This is a genomic window from Rhodoplanes roseus (assembly GCF_003258865.1).
Lineage (GTDB): Bacteria > Pseudomonadota > Alphaproteobacteria > Rhizobiales > Xanthobacteraceae > Rhodoplanes > Rhodoplanes roseus.
In genome coordinates this window covers 36895-53029 of record NZ_NPEX01000010.1, presented here as the reverse complement: position 1 = coordinate 53029, position 16135 = coordinate 36895, and the positions used below count along the sequence as shown (strand labels likewise).

Here is a 16135-nt window from a genome sequence, read left to right as displayed (position 1 = left end):
GTGCAGCCGCCGAGGCGGGGCCGGCATAGCGCGGAATCACCAGCCGGCGGCCGGGCTGCAGCACGGCAGGGCCGGCGAGGCCGTTCGCCTCGGCGATCACGTTGACGGGCACGCCGTAGCGCTTCGACAGCGAGCTCAGCGTATCGCCGGGTGCGACGGTTACGGGCGTGCCGCCTTCCCACTGCCAGCCGGGCGCCGTGGCGCTGGCGGCCGGCCGCGGCGGCGTCTGCAGGCGCGGCACCGCGCCGGTCACGTCGGCGGAGGCGACCTGGGTTCCGAGCGAGGCGGGCTGGTACGAGCCCATGCCGCGCCCGCCCCCGGCGACGCCGCCGCCGGCGACCGAGCCGTGATGGGAGGGCGGCGTGTAGGACGCATAGGACGGCGTGGGCTGGGGCGGCGGCAGCGGCTGCGCCGCGACGGGCTGCCCGAGCGGCCGCGAATCGACACGCCCGACCGGAGCGCCCTGCCCCGGCACCGAGCCGGTCGTCTCGTAGGACGGACGTCCGCCGCCCGAATAGGGATTCTGGAGAGGGCTCTCGGCCAACCGCGTGGAGTCGGTGCTGCAGTTCGCGACGCCGAAGCCGACCATGAGCAACACAAGCACCCGGGACACGCAGTACGGGCTCGACGACTCGACGATCGTACGCATCGGCTCACTCACTCTACGCGACGGACACCACACGGAGACGGGAGCGAGTTAAGCACCGGGCGAGTAAAGATTGATTTAACCCTCGGGGTTCCGCAAAGACGTTTCCTTTACGATTACAATGGAACTTTGCCCTGTCATGTCCGCATGTTGTCGACTGCAGAACCACAGCGGCCGATATCTGGCATGCCCCCATGTTCTTCTTTTGTTCTATTTAGGATTAACTGTCTCCGCAGCTTTCGCGTGCGTCCGCGTGACCCCTGCCGGGGTCACGCCTTGAGGCGGTAGCCGGTCCGGAAAATCCACGCGATGCCGACCACGCACAGGCCGAGGACGACCAGCGTCATCGCCAGGCTGACCCCGATATTCACGTCGGACGTTCCGAAGAAGCTCCAGCGGAAGCCGGAGATCAGGTACACGACCGGGTTGAGCAGCGCGAGCTTCTGCCACAGCGGCGGGAGGACCGAGACGGAATAGAAGGTGCCGCCCAGGAAGGTGAGCGGCGTGATCACAAGGAGCGGCACGAGCTGCAGCTTCTCGAATCCATCCGCCCAGATGCCGATGATGAAGCCGAGCAGGCTGAAGGTGACGGCGGTCAGCACCAGGAAGACGAGCATCCACACGGGATGCTCGATCTGCAACGGCACGAACAGCGCCGCGGTGGCGAGCACGATCAGCCCCAGGATGACCGACTTGGTGGCGGCGGCGCCGACATAACCGAGGACGATCTCGCCATAAGACACGGGCGCGGAGAGGAGCTCGTAGATGGTCCCGGTGAAGCGCGGGAAATAGATCCCGAAGGACGCATTGGCGACGCTCTGGGTCAGCAGCAGCAGCATGATCAGCCCGGGCACGATGAAGGCGCCGTACGGGACCCCGTCGATCTCGGTGATGCGCGAGCCGATCGCCGCCCCGAAGACGACGAAGTAGAGCGAGGTGGAGAGGACCGGCGAGACGATGCTCTGAAGCAGAGTCCGCCCGGCGCGGGCCATCTCGAAGACGTAGATGGCGCGCACGGCCCGCAGGTTCGAGATCATCGGCGCTGCCTCACCAGATCGACGAAAATGTCCTCCAGCGACCTCTGGGTCGTCTGCAGGTCGTGAAACTCGATTCCGGCCCGCGACAGATCCTGGAGGAAGCCGGTGATGCCGGTGCGATCGCCCTGGGTGTCGTAGGTGTAGACGAGCGTCGCGCCCTCCTCGGCCAGTGTCAGGTCGTAGGGCTGCAGGGCCTCGGGCACGGCGTGCAGCCGGCCGTTGAGCTGGAGGGCGAGCTGCTTGCGGCCGAGCTCGCGCATCAGCGTCGCCTTTTCCTCCACCAGCACGATCTCGCCCTTGTTGATGACGCCGATGCGATCGGCCATCTGCTCGGCTTCCTCGATGTAGTGGGTCGTCAGGATGATGGTGACGCCGGAGGCGCGCAGCGCCCGCACCACCTCCCACATGTCCTTGCGCAGCTCGACGTCGACGCCGGCGGTCGGCTCGTCGAGGAACAGGATCCGCGGCTCGTGCGACAGCGCCTTGGCGATCAGGACACGGCGCTTCATGCCGCCCGAGAGCGTCATGATCTTGCTGTCCTTCTTGCTCCACAGCGAGAGATCGCGCAGCACCTTCTCGATGTGCTCCGGGTTGCGCGGCTTGCCGAACAGGCCGCGGCTGAAGCTCACCGTGTCCCACACGGTCTCGAAGGCGTCGGTGGTCAGCTCCTGCGGCACCAGGCCGATCAGCCCGCGCGCGGCGCGGAAGTCGCTGACGATGTCGTGCCCGTCGACCGTGACGCTGCCGCTCGAGGCGCGCACGATCCCGCACACGATGCTGATCAGCGTCGTCTTGCCGGCACCGTTCGGTCCGAGCAGCGCGAAGATCTCGCCGCGCCTGATGTCGAGATCGATGGACTTCAGCGCCTGGAATCCGGACGCGTAGGTCTTGGACAGGCCCTGGATCGCAATGACGGGCGGCATGAAGGCGGGGGCTCCGGACGGTCGACGCGGGGGACACGGGCGGCAGCGCCGCCGGCGACATATCGGGCGCCGCGGCCCGGACGGCAACCCCGGACCTACCGCCGCCGGCCGCACCGTGGCCGGACGGCAACGCCGTCGCCCGGTTGCGGACGGGCCGCTACAGCTCGCGCGCCCGGCCCGGGAGCAGCGGCACGAAGCGCACCGCGATGAAGTTCTCCCGCACCAGACCGTGGGGCGCCTTGGTCAGGCGCACGATGATCTGGGCGCCGTCCTGCGGCCCGAGCGGAAGCACCATGATGCCGCCCTCGGCGAGCTGCTCGAGCAGGCCGCGCGGAATCGATTCGGCCGCCGCTGTGACGATGATGCGATCGTAGGGCGCCTGCTCGGGCACTCCCAGGAGCCCGTCGCCCACCACGACCTCGATGTTGTCGTAGCCGAGCGTCGCGAACCTCTGGCGCGCCGACTCGGCCAGCGTGCGGTAGCGCTCGACCGTCACCACCTTGGCGGCGATCCGCGACAGGACCGCGGCCTGGTAGCCGGAGCCGGTGCCGACCTCGAGCACCCGGTGCCCGGGCTCCAGCGCGAGCCTCTCGGTCATGTAGGCGACGATGAAGGGCTGACTGATGGTCTGTCCGCAGTCGATCGGCATCGCGTGGTCGACATAGGCCTGCTCGACGTCCTCGGGCCGCACGAAGGCCTCGCGCGGCACCTCGTCGATGGCGCGCAGGACGGCGGCGTCGGCGATGCCGCGGCGACGGAGATTGAGGAGGAACTCCATCCGGCCGACCCTCTGATCGGCAATCGTCGTCATGAGGTCGCGTTCCTCCGGTAAGGCCCGGTCCTCTCGGTTTCGTGTTCCCGACGAGAGGTGTCTCGCGGCGTCCATCCCCAATTTGCCCCATTCGGACCGTACCAACCAGAGGGTCGGCGCATAGCCCAGGCCGGCTACGATTTTTCGGCGTTCGCGAGGAACCAATCTCGCGCCAGCGGATTGGTTCAGGGGTTTGTTCGTTCGAGCCGCCGCCCGGTGCGTGAGGACGCGTCGACTGCAGCGTCGGGACTGTTGCGGCGGACGTTCGAACCAGATGTCTCCCGTGAGGGGCTGTCACGGTCCGGGTCGCTCCCGGATCAGCACGCTACCGGACGAGACGGGCAAAACAGGACGGAGCAGTAATGGACCAGGCTAACGGGGCCGCCGAGTCGAAGAACATCCTCGTCGTCGAGGACGAGATCATGATCCGGATGCTTCTCGAGGACATGCTCGGGGATCTCGGATACACCATCGCCGGGGCGGTGGGCCGGATCGATGACGCGGTCAAGCTAGCCAAGACCGGCGAGTTCGACATGGCGATCCTCGACGTGAATCTGAACGGCCAGACCGTGAGCCCGGTCGCCGAGATTCTCGAGGAGCGCGGCCTGCCCTTCGTGTTCGCCACCGGCTACGGCGAGCGCGGGCTGCCCGAGCGGTTCATGAACCGCCCCACCCTGCAGAAGCCGTTCCAGCAGGAGAATCTCAGCAAGATTCTGTCCCAGGCCTTCGATCGCGCCACGGCCTGACGACCCCTGCTCCGTCAACGCATCTGATCCGGGTCGGCCCATGGTCGACCCGGATTTTTTATGGGCGAGCGGTGAGTAGCGAATTGCGTGTGGGAGGTGGGAAGGAACGAAGGGTAGCGGACGGAGCCGCTACGCGCCCTTCCCGGAAAACACCTGCGCCAGCGTCGTCATGAACGGCTCGTCGGTCATGTCGAGCCGCAGCGGCGTGACGGTGATGCGCTTGTCGGCGAGGCCGGCCAGGTCGGTGCCGCGGGACGGCTCGGGCCGCGGGCCGCGGGCGAAGGCGATCCAGAAATACGGGTTGCCGCGGCCGTCCTGGCGCGGATCGATGCGCACCCATTCGAGGTCGCGCTTGCCCTGCGTCGCCACCGCGATGCCCTTGACGCCCTCCGGCGGACAGTCCGGGAAGTTCACGTTGACCAGGACGTTGCGTGGGATGCCGGTGGCCAGCACCTTGCGGATCAGATCCGGTCCGTGGCGCAGACCCGTGGCCCAGTGCGGTGCCTGCCGGCTCTCGGCGCCGTAAGACTGCGACAGCGCGATCGACGGGATGCCCAGGATCGTGCCCTCGATGGCGCCGGCGATCGTACCCGAATAGGTGACGTCCTCGGCGACATTCGAACCGCGGTTGACGCCGGACAGCACCAGGTCGGGTCGCTTGCCGTCGAGGATGTGGCGCACGCCCATGATGACGCAGTCGGTCGGCGTGCCCTTCACGGCGAAGCGCCGCTCCTCGATGGCGCGCAGGCGCAGCGGGTCGTTGAGCGACAGCGAATGCGAGACGCCGGACTGGTCGAACTCGGGGGCGACGATCCAGACGTCGTCCGAAAGGGCGCGGGCGATCTCGACGCAGACGTCGAGCCCCGGCGCGTGGATGCCGTCGTCGTTGGTGACCAGGATGCGCAAGGCTCTTTGTCTCTTTGTTGGTGAACAGCGAGTGGCGAATAGTCATCCGCCCTCACCCTGGGGTGCGAGCGAAGCGAGCCTCGAAGGGCGAGGGCGGCCCTTCGGTGGCCGCATGGTTCGAGGCTCGCCTTCGGCGAGCACCTCACCATGAGGGAAGACGCATGCGAGCCCGGCTTCTGTCCCTACTCGCTGTTCGCTACTCCCTACTCGCTCTCGATGACTTTCAGTCCGCCCATGTAGGGCTGCAGCACCTCGGGCACGGCGATCGAGCCGTCGGCCTGCTGATAGTTCTCCATCACGGCGATCATGGCGCGGCCGACGGCGACGCCCGAGCCGTTGAGCGTGTGGACGGGGCGCACGGCGCGTCCCTCGGTGGTGCGATAGCGCGCGCTCATGCGCCGCGCCTGGAAATCGCCGCACACCGAGCAGGACGAGATTTCCCTGAACATCCCCTGCCCCGGCAGCCACACCTCGATGTCGTAGGTCTTTTGAGACGCGAACCCCATGTCGCCGGTGCACAGGGTGACGACGCGGTAGTGCAGGCCGAGCCGGCGCAGCACCTCTTCCGCGCAGGCCAGCATGCGCTCGTGCTCCTCCAGACTCTTCTCCGGCGTGGTGATCGAGACCAGCTCGACCTTGTAGAACTGGTGCTGGCGGATCATGCCGCGGGTGTCGCGCCCCGCCGCTCCCGCTTCCGCCCGGAAACAGTACGTGCCAGCGGTGAGCCGCAGCGGCAGCTCGGCCTCGTCGAGAATCTGCTCGCGCACCAAGTTCGTGAGCGGCACTTCGGCTGTGGGAATCAGCCACATGCGCTGCTGGCGCGCCTCGGCCTCGCCGGACGCGTTGCGCAGGCTGGCGAGCCGTTCGCCGATCCAGTCGTGGGCGATATCACGCTCGACCAGCTCGGTCAGCGTGCGCTCGACCGCCCGGTTCTCCCGATCCTCCACGGTCGCCTCGCGATAAACCGCGAACTGGTCGTCCAGAAACTTCGGAAGCTGCGCCGTGCCGAACATGGCGTCGTCGCGCACCAGTAGCGGCGGCGACACCTCGGTGTAGCCGTGCTCGGTCGTATGCAGGTCGAGCATGAACTGGGCGAGCGCGCGCTCCAGCCGCGCGAGCTTGTTTTTCAAGACGACGAAGCGGGCGCCCGACAGGCGGGCGGCCGCCTCGAAGTCCATCTGCTTGAGCCCTTCGCCTAATTCAAAATGCTGGCGCGGCGTGAAGCCGAGCTTGGGCGGTGCGCCGAACCGGTGGTGCTCGACATTGCCGTGCTCGTCGGCGCCGTCCGGCACCTCGTCGAGCGGCGTGTTGGGGATCTTGGCGAGCGCCTGGTCGAGGGCCGCGGACGCCGCCTTCTCTTCGGCCTCCATGGCCGGGATCGCGCTCTTCAGGCCGGCGACCTCGTCCATCAGGGCCTTGGCGGCGGCCTCGTCCTTGCGCTTCTTGGCGTCGCCGATCTCCTTCGACGCGGTGTTGCGGCGCGCCTGCGCGGCCTCCAGCACCCCGATGGCGGCGCGGCGGCGCTCGTCCAGCACCAGGATCTCGTCGGTGAAGGGCTCGATGCCCCGGCGGGCCAGGCCGCGATCGAAGGCGGCGCGGTTCTCGCGGATCCATTTGATGTCGTACATGGAACTCGGCTCTGGGGATCGGTCGCAGAAAGAATCGATGGGCCCTTATAGCACCGTCGCGACGACCCGGACGCGACGCTGCGGAGGACGCCCGGCCGTGCCGGTGCGCGGCCGTGCGACGAGCCCCCGGGTCAGCCGGTCGGCGTCCCGGCCGGATCGGGCGGATCACCCGCCGCCTTGGCGTCCTTCTCGGCTTGCACCTTCTTCTCGACGATGCCGACCGCGATGATGGCGCCCTCGTAGAGGACCATCAGCGGAATCGCCAGGGAGAGCTGCGAGAGCACGTCGGGCGGGGTCAGCACGGCGGCGATCACGAAGGCGCCGACGATGAAGTAGCGCCGCTTGGACTTGAGCATCTCGGCCGTGACGATGCCGATCCGGCCGAGCAGCGTCAGGATCACCGGAAGCTGGAACGCCACCCCGAACGCGAGAATCAGGCTCATCAGCAGCGACAGATACTCGCCGACCTTGGGCAGCAGCGCGATCGATGCCGTTTCCGGGCCGCCGAGCTGCTGCATGCCGAGCGAGAAGCGCACGATCATCGGCATCACGACGAAATAGACGACCGCCGAGCCGAGCACGAAGAACACCGGGGTCGCCACCAGGTAAGGCAGGAAGGCCTGCCGCTCGTGGCGATACAGGCCGGGCGCCACGAACATGTAGATCTGGCTGGCGATCACCGGAAACGCCAGGAACACGGCGCCGAACATCGCGAGCTTGAGCTGGGTGACGAAGTACTCCAGCAGCGCCGTGTAGATGAACTTGGAGTTCTCCGGCCCGGCGATCCACACGAACGGCCACACCAGGACGTTGTAGATCTGCTTGGCGAAGGCGAAGCAGAGAATGAACATGATCGCGAAGGCGACGAGGGACTTGATCAGCCGCGAGCGCAGCTCGATCAGGTGGTCCATCAGCGGCGCCTTGGTCGCCTCGATGTCCTCGTGGGTCATGCCGGGCGGTCCTGAGACGGCGTGGCTTCGCCGGCGTTGCGTATCGGCGCCTCGGACACAGCGGCGGGCGCAGGCTCGGGCAGAGGATGGGGCTTGGGATCGGGCACAGGCACCGACGGCATCTCGGCCGGTACAGCGGCGGCCCCGGCGACCGGCTCCGGGCTGGCGGCCGCGACGGGGGCCTGCTCGGCGGCGGCCGGAGGCTCGACCGACGGGGTGGGCTCAGGAGACGTCACGGGCTCGGGCCCCGGCAGCGCCGCCACGGGCTCCGAAGCGCTCGCCTCGGTGGTCGTCGGCGCCGGGCTCGCGGGCTTCGGCGTCTCGGCCAGCGGATCGAAATTGGTGAAGCTGCGCGCGGTGTCGTTGAGCTCGTCGACCTGCTTCTTGAGGTCGGCCATCTCGGCCTCGCGCAGGGCCTCCTGGAACTGGCCCTGGAACTCGGCCGCCATGCGGCGAATCTTGGTCGTCCACTGCCCGACGGCGCGCAGAACGCCCGGCAGCTCCTTCGGCCCGATCGCGATCAGCGCGACCACACCGATGAGCAGGAGCTCACTCCACCCGATATCGAACATCATGGCTCCGACGGTCACGTGCCCGACGGACGTCCTCGCGGAGGAGATCCGTCGACGCGTGCCCCGCAATGGGCCGGCCGTGCGCCGGCGCGACGCCCAGCGGTTTGCCGCAGAACGACGGTGGGTTCAAGCGGCTCGGCAGGCGAGCCGCGAGATCGCCGGGATCGGCCCGGGACGACGACGCCGTTCAGCCGACCTTACGGCTCTCGGGCTGCGTCTGGGTCGCCTGTGCGGCCGGCGGCGCCTGGTGGTCGATGGTCCGCACCGGCTCGGCCGGCTTGGCGGGCTCCACCTTGGCGGTGTCCTCGTCGCTCATGCCCTTCTTGAAGGCTTTGATGCCCTGGGCGACGTCGCCCATCATCTCGGAGATCTTGCCGCGGCCGAACAGCAGCAAGACCACGCCGATGACGATGATCCAATGCCAGATGCTCATGGAACCCATCGGAATACCCTCCAACCGACGGGCCGCGCGTTTCGGGGGGCTCGCCTTCGGTTTTGTCGAGAAACTAGGCGGACGGTCCGCCAAAAACAAGGACCGCCCACGCGTCGATTGCGCACGCCCCGACATATGGTTGCCGGCCGGCGCGCCGCCGTGACGGAACGTCGGGCGGTGCCGCTCGGCTCAATCGCCCTCTTCGCGGGCCGGAGCCTCCGACGCGGGCTCGCCGGCCTCGCCCGGCTCGGCACTTTCCCCGGCCGGCGCGTCCTCGACTCGCGGCGCGAGCCCGAGGTCGAGCTCGACGGCATCGATCGGATCCTCGTCGTCGCGCAGCGCCGGATCGTCGGACGGGTTGGGCACGCCGAAGCCGGACGGGAGCTGGCCGTCGAACAGGCCGGCGCCCTTGAGCTCGTCGAGCCCCGGCAGGTCGCCGAGCGCCTCCAGGCCGAAATGCGAGAGGAACTGGTCGGTCGTCCCGTAGGTGAGCGGCCGGCCCGGTGCCTTGCGGCGGCCGCGCGGACGAATCCAGCCGGTCTCCAGCAGCACGTCGATGGTGCCCTTGGCGACCGCGACGCCGCGGATCTCCTCGATCTCGGCCCGGGTGACGGGCTGGTGATAGGCGATGATGGCCAGCGTCTCGACCGCGGCCCGCGACAGCTTCTTGGGCTCGGAGGCCTCGTGGGTGAGCAGCCAGGCGAGGTCGTTGGCGGTGCGGAACGTCCATTTGGTGCCGATGCGCACGAGGTTCACGCCGCGCGGCGCATATTCGAGCTGCAGCCGCTTGAGACCGGCATGGACGTCGGTGCCGGCCGGCAGGCGCTTGCCCAGCGCCTTCTCCTCGATGGGCTCGGAGGCGGCGAACAGCAGCGCCTCGATCAGCCGCAGCTCGTCGGGCCGGGTCTCGGGACCCTCGTCGTCCTCCACGAAGTCCGCCTCGACCACCGCCGCGGCGGGCTCGTCCGACTCGCTTTCGACTGTCACGACTTCGGCCGTCGCGACTTCGGCCGTCGTGGGGTCGGCCGTCTCGGCGTCCTCCGCCGCGTCCTCCTCGGAGGCGGCGAGACCGACGGCGGCGACATCGACCTCGTCGCTCTCCTCACGCTCGGCCGCGACCTCGGCCTCGTCGACCTCGTCCGGTTCGACGACCTCGGACTCGATCTCGTCCGACTCGATCTCACCCGACTCGGCGTCCGCCCGGAATTCGTCGTCCACCCGGGATATGTCCACCGGCTCGGCCTCCGGGGACACGTGGTCCGTCGTCACGGCAGCCACCGCCGAATCCTCGGGCTCGCCCCCCGGCGCCGCAGGGGCCGCATCGACCTTTCCGCCCTTCCTGGACTTCCGGGCCGTGGTCTTCCGCTCGGCCGGGGCACGCGCCTCGTCCGCGGCCGGGATCGGCTCGCGGGTGTTCCCCTCGCCCGCTTCGTTGTCGGGGACCATGGTCGCCTCTTCGGCCAGTTTCGCAATCCGCCATCCGTCGCGGCTCATATCGGACATCCCCTGCTCATTGGACGGCCTCGCTCGCCGCGGACGGCGGCGGCGGCGGGTCGTCGTCGGGTACCGCCATGTGCTTGCGCACATAGATGGGCGCGAATGCGGTGGGCTGATGGACATCCATCACGCCCTCGCGCACCAGCTCCAGCAGGGCGGCAAGGCTGGAGGCATAGACGGTCGGCCGCATCGACGGCTCGACCGCGTAGGTGACCAGGAAGCCGTCGAGCACGCTCCAGTCCTCGGCGGCGGACGCGCCGAGCAGGCGCTGCAGCACCGTGCGGGCATCCGAGAGCGACCAGACGTTGCGCTTGCGCATGCGCACGTGGGAGAGCGCCTGGCGCTGCCGCTGCGTCGCATAGGCGGAGAGGAGGTCGTAGAGCGTCGCCGACCACTCGGGACGCTTGATCTCCTCGATCGGCTCGGGATCGCCCCGGCCGAACACCTCGCGGCCGAGCTGCGGCCGGCTCATCAGCTTGGCGGCGGCGTCGCGGATCGCCTCGAGGCGCTTCAGGCGCAGCGCCAGGGCGGCCGCCATGTCGGTGGCGCTGATGCCCTCCGGCTCGCTGCCCTCGGGCAGCAGCAGGCGCGACTTCAGGTAGGCGAGCCAGGCCGCCATCACGAGATAGTCGGCGGCGAGCTCGAGCCGCAGCCGCCGGGCCTCCTCGATGAAGACCAGATACTGCTCGGCCAGCGCCAGGATGGAGATCTTGTGGAGATCGACCTTCTGCTGGCGGGCGAGCGCGAGCAGGAGGTCGAGCGGACCTTCGAAGCCTTCGACGTCGACGATCAGGGCCGGCTCGCCGGCCGCCCGGTCGGGATCGACCACCTCGGCCGGATACTGGCCGGACGGATCGAGGCCGGCCGCCGCCGCGCCGGCCGGAGCCGCCGCGCCCTCCGCTGTAGCCGGCTCGGCCGCTGCAGCCGTCTCGGCCACTGCCGTTTCGGCCACTGCCGTCTCGTCGCCGGCTTCGGCCGCGCTCACGTCGGCCGCGACCGTCTCCTCGACGGCCGACGGCGAAGCATCCGCCTGCTGCGCGGAGCCGGAGGCGTCGGGGTCGGGCACCTCGGTGCCGGATTGCTCGGGGCCGGAGTCGTCGGTCATGGGGCCTGTGTTCACCCTGCGGCTGCAGACGCGGCAATCATACGGGAAAACGACGCCCTCGCCTCGGCGAGGTCCCGGGCGTCGGGTCTCGGGCGGCCGGCGAGCGCCGCCGCGCAGCGCGCCGCGGCCGCTCCGGACAGCGCCGGAGCCTCAGCGGCAACCTCTTCCATTTCCACGAGAATGCCGTTGCAATGCAAGGCCAGATCGCAGCCCGCCGCGAGCGCCCCGCGGGTCCGCTCGGCGATCGTTCCGGACAGCGCGCCCATCGAGAGGTCGTCGCTCATCAGGGCGCCCGCGAAGCCGATCGCACCGCGAATCACGTCGGCGATGACGGTCGGCGACAGCGTCGCCGGGCGCTCCGGATCGACGGCCGTGTACACCACATGCGCCGTCATCCCGAGCGGCAGGCCGGCCAGCCGCCGGAACGTCTCGAAGTCGGTGCGATCGAGCGTCTCGCGGCCGGCCTGGACCACCGGCAGGGCCTTGTGGCTGTCGCACGCCGCGCGCCCGTGCCCGGGCAGATGCTTGACCACCGGCAGCACGCCGCCGGCCAGGAGCCCCTCGGCGATCGCCCCGGCGACGGCCGCGACGGCCGCAGCCGTGACGCCGTAGGCGCGGTCGCCGATCACCGAGTCGCCCTCGGGCGCCGGCACGTCGGCGACCGGCAGGCAGTCGACCGTGATGCCGAGCGCGGCGAGGTCGGCGGCGATCAGCCGTGCGCCCAGTCGCGCGGCGGCCAAGCCCGTCTGCGGATCGCGGGCGAACTGCGCGCCGTACCAGGCACCGGCCGGATAGGCCGGCCAGTGCGGCGGCCCGAGGCGCTGCACCCGGCCGCCCTCCTGGTCGACCAGGACGGCCGCCTCGGCCCCCGCGGCATCCCGAAACTCGTCAACCAGCGCCGAGACTTGCGCCGGATCCGAAACATTCCGCTTGAACAGGATGAGGCCCCACGGCCGCGCCCCGCGCACGAACTGGCGCTCGGCGTCGGTCAGGCGAGTTCCGGCCACCCCGGTGATGAACGCACGAGCCGTCATGGCGCCGTTTATCCCGGTCCGCGGCGCCGAGGTCAAAGCACGCGCACCGCCGGGAGGCACTTATCCCCCGTCCGGCTCACCCGGGGGACGCGCGCGAGCCGTCCGGCGCGCGCAAGCCGCGCAGCCGGGCCGTTCGAGCGCTCAGTGTCTCGGGCGCTCAGTTGCGCTGGACGAGGCAGTTGCCGCCGGCGGACTTGAGGCTCTCGCACAGGGAGACCGCATCCTGGCGGCTGGCGAAGGGGCCGACCTGGCTGCCGTAATAGACGCCCTTGCTGCCCAGGTCCTTCTTCTTCACCAGGACCTGGCGGTCCGACAGGACCGACGGATACTTCGCCTGCATGGCGCGGAACGAGGCGCGGGCCTCCTCCGGCGTCTTCTGGGCGGAGAGCTGGACGACGTAGTTGCCGGTCTCGGCGGCGCTCGGCGTCGGGGTCGCCATGGCGGACCGGGCCGGCGCGGCGGCAGCCGGCGCAGGCGCGGCCTGCGGCGTGATCGCCATCGGGGCGGCCGCCGCCGGGGTCGCGGGACGCGCCGCGGCCGGACGGGCCGCTGCGGCCGGAGCGACCGGCGTCGCGGCGGGCGGCTTCGTGTTGCCTTCGCCGTCGGGCCGGATGGTGACGGTGCGGATCTTCTTCGGCTCGCCTGGTGTCGCGGACGGCACCGTGGCGGGCGCGCTCACGACCGGCGGCAGGTTCGAGGTGGCGTCGCCGCCGGCGGCCGTCGCGTCACGGATCGCGACCGGCTGCTCCTCGCGCGGGACCATCCGCTCGTTCTGACCACCACCGATGCGCTCGTAAATCTGCTTGTCGCCGCCCTGGACCGCCGAGGCGATCTTCTTGGGCGAGGTGTCGGCCCGGATCACCGGCGGGGCCGTGTCGCGCACGCCGCCGCCCTTGAGGGCACGGTAGCCGTAGGCGCCGGCCGTGCCGACCACGGCGAGCGCCATGATGGCCGCCGCGATGGCGACGCCGCTGCGGCGCGATCGCGGCCGCTCCCGAGAGCCGGCAGCGGCGGCATAGGGATCACCCGTGCCGGCCGCCGGATAGGGCTCGCGGGCGCGCTCGGGATCGTAATACTCGCCGGTCTCGAAGGCGCCGTCGGCGGCGGGCGCGTAACGCGGGTCGTACTCGCCCTCGCCCCGACCGAGCGCGAGCGGCTCGGTGCCGGTCGGGAACATCGGCTCGGTCGCCGTGTTGCGGACGTCCAACGGCCGGCCGCCGTGCGGGTCCACCGCATACGGCTCCGAGGCGTAAGGGTCCGCAGCGTAAGGATCGGCCGCGTAAGGATCGGGCTGGCTGCGTTGGCCGGCGTAAAGATCGAAGCCCGCTTCGGGGGCGGGGGCGGCCTGGGGCGGCGCGGCATCGCGCGCCCGCGGTGTTCGCCAGCCGCCGCTGGTCGCCCGTGGCTCCGGCGGCACGTCGGGAGCACGGCCGGCGGACAGCCAGGCCGGCGGATCGTTGCGGCGCTGGTCGGCGCCGGAGGGACGCGGCGGATCCGTGTAGCCGTCGTAGCGCTGGTCGGCATAGCGCTGATCGGGATCGGCCTGCGGTTCGGCGTAGCGCGGATCGTAGCGGGGATCGCTCGCGGCCGAATCGTAGCCGGACTGCCCGTAGCCGGATTGATCGAGACGAGGATCGGAATAGCCGGCTTCCGGCTCCGAATAGCGCGGCTCGGGCGCACGCGGCTCGGACACGCGCGGCTCGGGCGCACGCGGAGCCGCGACGGGCTCGCTGCGACGCGGCGTGATTGCGGCCGAGCGCTCGATCCGGCTCTCCACCCCGTCGCGCGTCACGCCTTCGCGCGCCCGCAGGGCGCGGCTGCTCGGCTCGTAGGAGACCGGATCGTTCTGGCCGATCAGGCGCGCGAGCTCGACCAACGGATCGGAAGCGGGATCCGGACGGGCCGCTCCCCGTGCCGCCGCCGCACCTGCCCCGTCGGTTCGACGATATCGGTCATCCGCCATGCCAGCCAGCCACCGGTCGCGGTGCCACTCAATACTGCGGACAGCGGCAGGATCACCGCTTGTCCGACGCGCTGGCGAGGGTCACCGCATCTCGTCAGGCGCTTCGACCCCGAGCAGACCAAGCCCCACGGAGAGCACCGAGCTCACACCCTGAACCAGCGCAAGACGGGCCAACGTCAGTTGTGGATCATCCTGGATAATGAAACGTAAATGTGGCGAGTCCTTGCCGCCGCGCGTGTACTGGGCGTGGAAGTCGCTCGCCAGTTCGTAAAGATAGAAGGCGACGCGGTGCGGCTCGTGGGCCGCGGCCGCAGCCTCGATCAGCCGCGGGAACTGGGCGACGGCGCGCATCAGCGCGATCTCGCCCGGATCGTCCAGCCGGTCGAGCGGGACCGCGGCGAGGAGCGCGGCACGCGCCGCCGCATCCGTCGGCAGCTCCGGCACCACGGCCTTGGCGTTGCGGAACACCGACTGTGCGCGGGCATGCCCGTACTGGACGTAGAAGACCGGGTTGTCGCGCGACTGCTCGATCACCTTGGCGAGGTCGAAGTCGAGCACAGCGTCGTTCTTGCGGTACAGCATCATGAACCGCACGGCGTCCTTGCCGACTTCATCCACCACTTCACGAAGCGTGACGAAGTCGCCGGCCCGCTTGGACATTTTGACAGGCTGTCCGGCCCGCAGCAACTTGACCAGCTGGACGATCTTGACGTCGAGCGCCGCCTTGCCGTCGCTCACCGCCTTCACGGCCGCCTGCATGCGCTTGATGTAGCCGCCGTGATCGGCGCCCCACACGTCGATCAGGTCGAGGAAGCCGCGGGCGACCTTGTTCTTGTGATAGGCGATGTCGGAGGCGAAATACGTGTAGGAGCCGTCCGACTTCTCCAGCGGCCGGTCGATGTCGTCGCCGAAACCGGTCGACCGGAACAGGGTCTGCTCGCGGTCCTCCCAGTCCTCCGGCGGGGCGCCCTTCGGTGGCGGCAGCCGGCCCTGGTAGACCTTCCCCTCGGCCCGCAGCGTGGCGATGGTGGCGCCGACCTGGTCCCCGTCGCCTTCGATCAGCGAGCGCTCGGAGAAGAACTCGTCGTGGCGCACGTTGAGCGCGGCGAGGTCGTCCCGGATCATCGCCATCATCATGTCGATGGCGATTCGCCTGACCTCGGGCAGCCACTCGGCCTCGGCCTTGTCGAGGAGGCTCGGGCCGCAGGCCTCGGCGAGGGCGCGGCCGACCGGCACCAGATAGTCGCCCGGATAGAGCCCTTCGGGGATCGGCCCGATGTCCTGGCCGAGCGCCTCGCGGTAGCGAAGGAAGGCCGAGCGGGCCAGCACGTCGACCTGGGCGCCGGCATCGTTGATGTAGTACTCGCGCGTCACCGGCCGGCCCGCGAAGGCCAGCAGGTTCGCCAGCGCGTCGCCGAACACGGCGCCGCGGCAGTGGCCGACATGCATGGGCCCGGTCGGGTTGGCCGAGACGTACTCCACGTTGACGGGCGAACCGGCGGCGGTACCCCGGGCATAGTCCGATCCCGCCGCGATGGCCGCCTGCAGCGCCTCGCGCCAGACCGCGGGCCGCAGCGTGAGATTGATGAAGCCGGGACCGGCGATATCGACCCGCAGAACCCACGCGTCGGCGCGCAGCTTTTCGGCGATCGCCTCGGCCAGGTCGCGCGGCTTCTGGCCGGCCTCCTTGGCCAGCACCATGGCGGCGTTGGTGGCGAGGTCGCCGTGGCTCGCATCGCGCGGCGGCTCGACCAGCACGCGGCTGCGGTCGATGCCGGCGGGCAACGATTCATCGGCCACGAGAGCCTCGAGGGCGGCCTGCACCCGGGCCAGGACGGCCGCGAAGACGTGGCTGGTTTCGCTCGTATTTTCAAGCATTTTGGT

At 70.0% G+C, this 16135-nt stretch carries 15 protein-coding genes; 1 reads left to right on the top strand and 14 read right to left on the bottom strand.

All coding sequences use genetic code 11. The annotated features are described in order from the left end of the window. The 4 genes from CH341_RS02885 to CH341_RS02870 form a co-directional block, all read right to left on the bottom strand. Positions 1-649: LysM peptidoglycan-binding domain-containing protein (locus CH341_RS02885; RefSeq protein WP_146604353.1), on the bottom strand; the 649-nt coding region annotated here is incomplete at its 3' end. Between the two features lie 266 nt (positions 650-915). Next, positions 916-1683 carry an ABC transporter permease gene (locus CH341_RS02880; RefSeq protein ID WP_111417522.1) on the bottom strand — a complete coding sequence of 256 codons (768 nt, stop codon included), beginning with the start codon at positions 1681-1683 and terminating at the stop codon, positions 916-918. Continuing rightward, complete coding sequence (locus tag CH341_RS02875; RefSeq protein WP_111417521.1) at positions 1680-2606, bottom strand: ABC transporter ATP-binding protein; 927 nt, start codon at positions 2604-2606, stop codon at positions 1680-1682. The genes CH341_RS02880 and CH341_RS02875 overlap by 4 nt, the downstream gene beginning before the upstream one ends. A gap of 157 nt (positions 2607-2763) precedes the next feature. Beyond that, entirely contained in the window at positions 2764-3417 is a 654-nt protein-coding gene (locus CH341_RS02870; protein WP_111417520.1) for a protein-L-isoaspartate(D-aspartate) O-methyltransferase, read from the bottom strand. A 362-nt stretch (positions 3418-3779) separates the two neighbouring features. Here CH341_RS02870 and CH341_RS02865 point away from each other — a divergent pair, with 362 nt between their 5' ends. Beyond that, entirely contained in the window at positions 3780-4163 is a 384-nt protein-coding gene (locus CH341_RS02865) for a response regulator (RefSeq protein ID WP_111417519.1), read from the top strand. Positions 4164-4292: 129 nt separating this feature from the next. On the opposite strand, the gene surE is transcribed toward CH341_RS02865, so the two are convergent. From surE to argS, 10 genes are all read right to left on the bottom strand, one after another. Then, entirely contained in the window at positions 4293-5069 is a 777-nt protein-coding gene (surE, locus tag CH341_RS02860) for a 5'/3'-nucleotidase SurE (protein WP_111417518.1), read from the bottom strand. Between the two features lie 203 nt (positions 5070-5272). Then, positions 5273-6697 carry a serine--tRNA ligase gene (gene serS, locus CH341_RS02855; protein WP_111417517.1) on the bottom strand — a complete coding sequence of 475 codons (1425 nt, stop codon included), beginning with the start codon at positions 6695-6697 and terminating at the stop codon, positions 5273-5275. A 131-nt stretch (positions 6698-6828) separates the two neighbouring features. Further along, positions 6829-7647, bottom strand: coding sequence for a twin-arginine translocase subunit TatC (gene tatC / locus CH341_RS02850; protein WP_111417516.1), 819 nt, complete (start codon positions 7645-7647; stop codon positions 6829-6831). Next, positions 7644-8219 (bottom strand): Sec-independent protein translocase protein TatB, encoded by a 576-nt coding sequence (tatB, locus tag CH341_RS02845; protein ID WP_111417528.1) that lies wholly within the window; start codon positions 8217-8219, stop codon positions 7644-7646. Before tatB ends, tatC begins: the two co-directional genes overlap by 4 nt. Positions 8220-8406: 187 nt before the next feature. Next, a complete protein-coding gene (locus tag CH341_RS02840; protein ID WP_111417515.1) occupies positions 8407-8661 on the bottom strand; it encodes a twin-arginine translocase TatA/TatE family subunit in 255 nt (84 codons plus the stop codon). A gap of 180 nt (positions 8662-8841) precedes the next feature. Then, the gene (gene scpB / locus CH341_RS36285) at positions 8842-10098 is read right to left on the bottom strand and encodes an SMC-Scp complex subunit ScpB (RefSeq protein ID WP_210208162.1); all 1257 of its coding nucleotides are present in this window, start codon (positions 10096-10098) and stop codon (positions 8842-8844) included. Between the two features lie 64 nt (positions 10099-10162). Further along, positions 10163-10978 (bottom strand): segregation and condensation protein A, encoded by an 816-nt coding sequence (locus tag CH341_RS02825; protein ID WP_111417526.1) that lies wholly within the window; start codon positions 10976-10978, stop codon positions 10163-10165. A gap of 287 nt (positions 10979-11265) precedes the next feature. Then, positions 11266-12288, bottom strand: a complete 1023-nt coding sequence (gene nagZ, locus CH341_RS02820) for a beta-N-acetylhexosaminidase (RefSeq protein WP_111417514.1) — start codon at positions 12286-12288, stop codon at positions 11266-11268. A gap of 157 nt (positions 12289-12445) precedes the next feature. Next, positions 12446-14164 (bottom strand): SPOR domain-containing protein, encoded by a 1719-nt coding sequence (locus tag CH341_RS02815; RefSeq protein WP_111417513.1) that lies wholly within the window; start codon positions 14162-14164, stop codon positions 12446-12448. 168 nt (positions 14165-14332) lie between these two features. Continuing rightward, positions 14333-16129, bottom strand: a complete 1797-nt coding sequence (gene argS, locus CH341_RS02810; protein ID WP_111417512.1) for an arginine--tRNA ligase — start codon at positions 16127-16129, stop codon at positions 14333-14335. Positions 16130-16135: the final 6 nt, after the last annotated feature.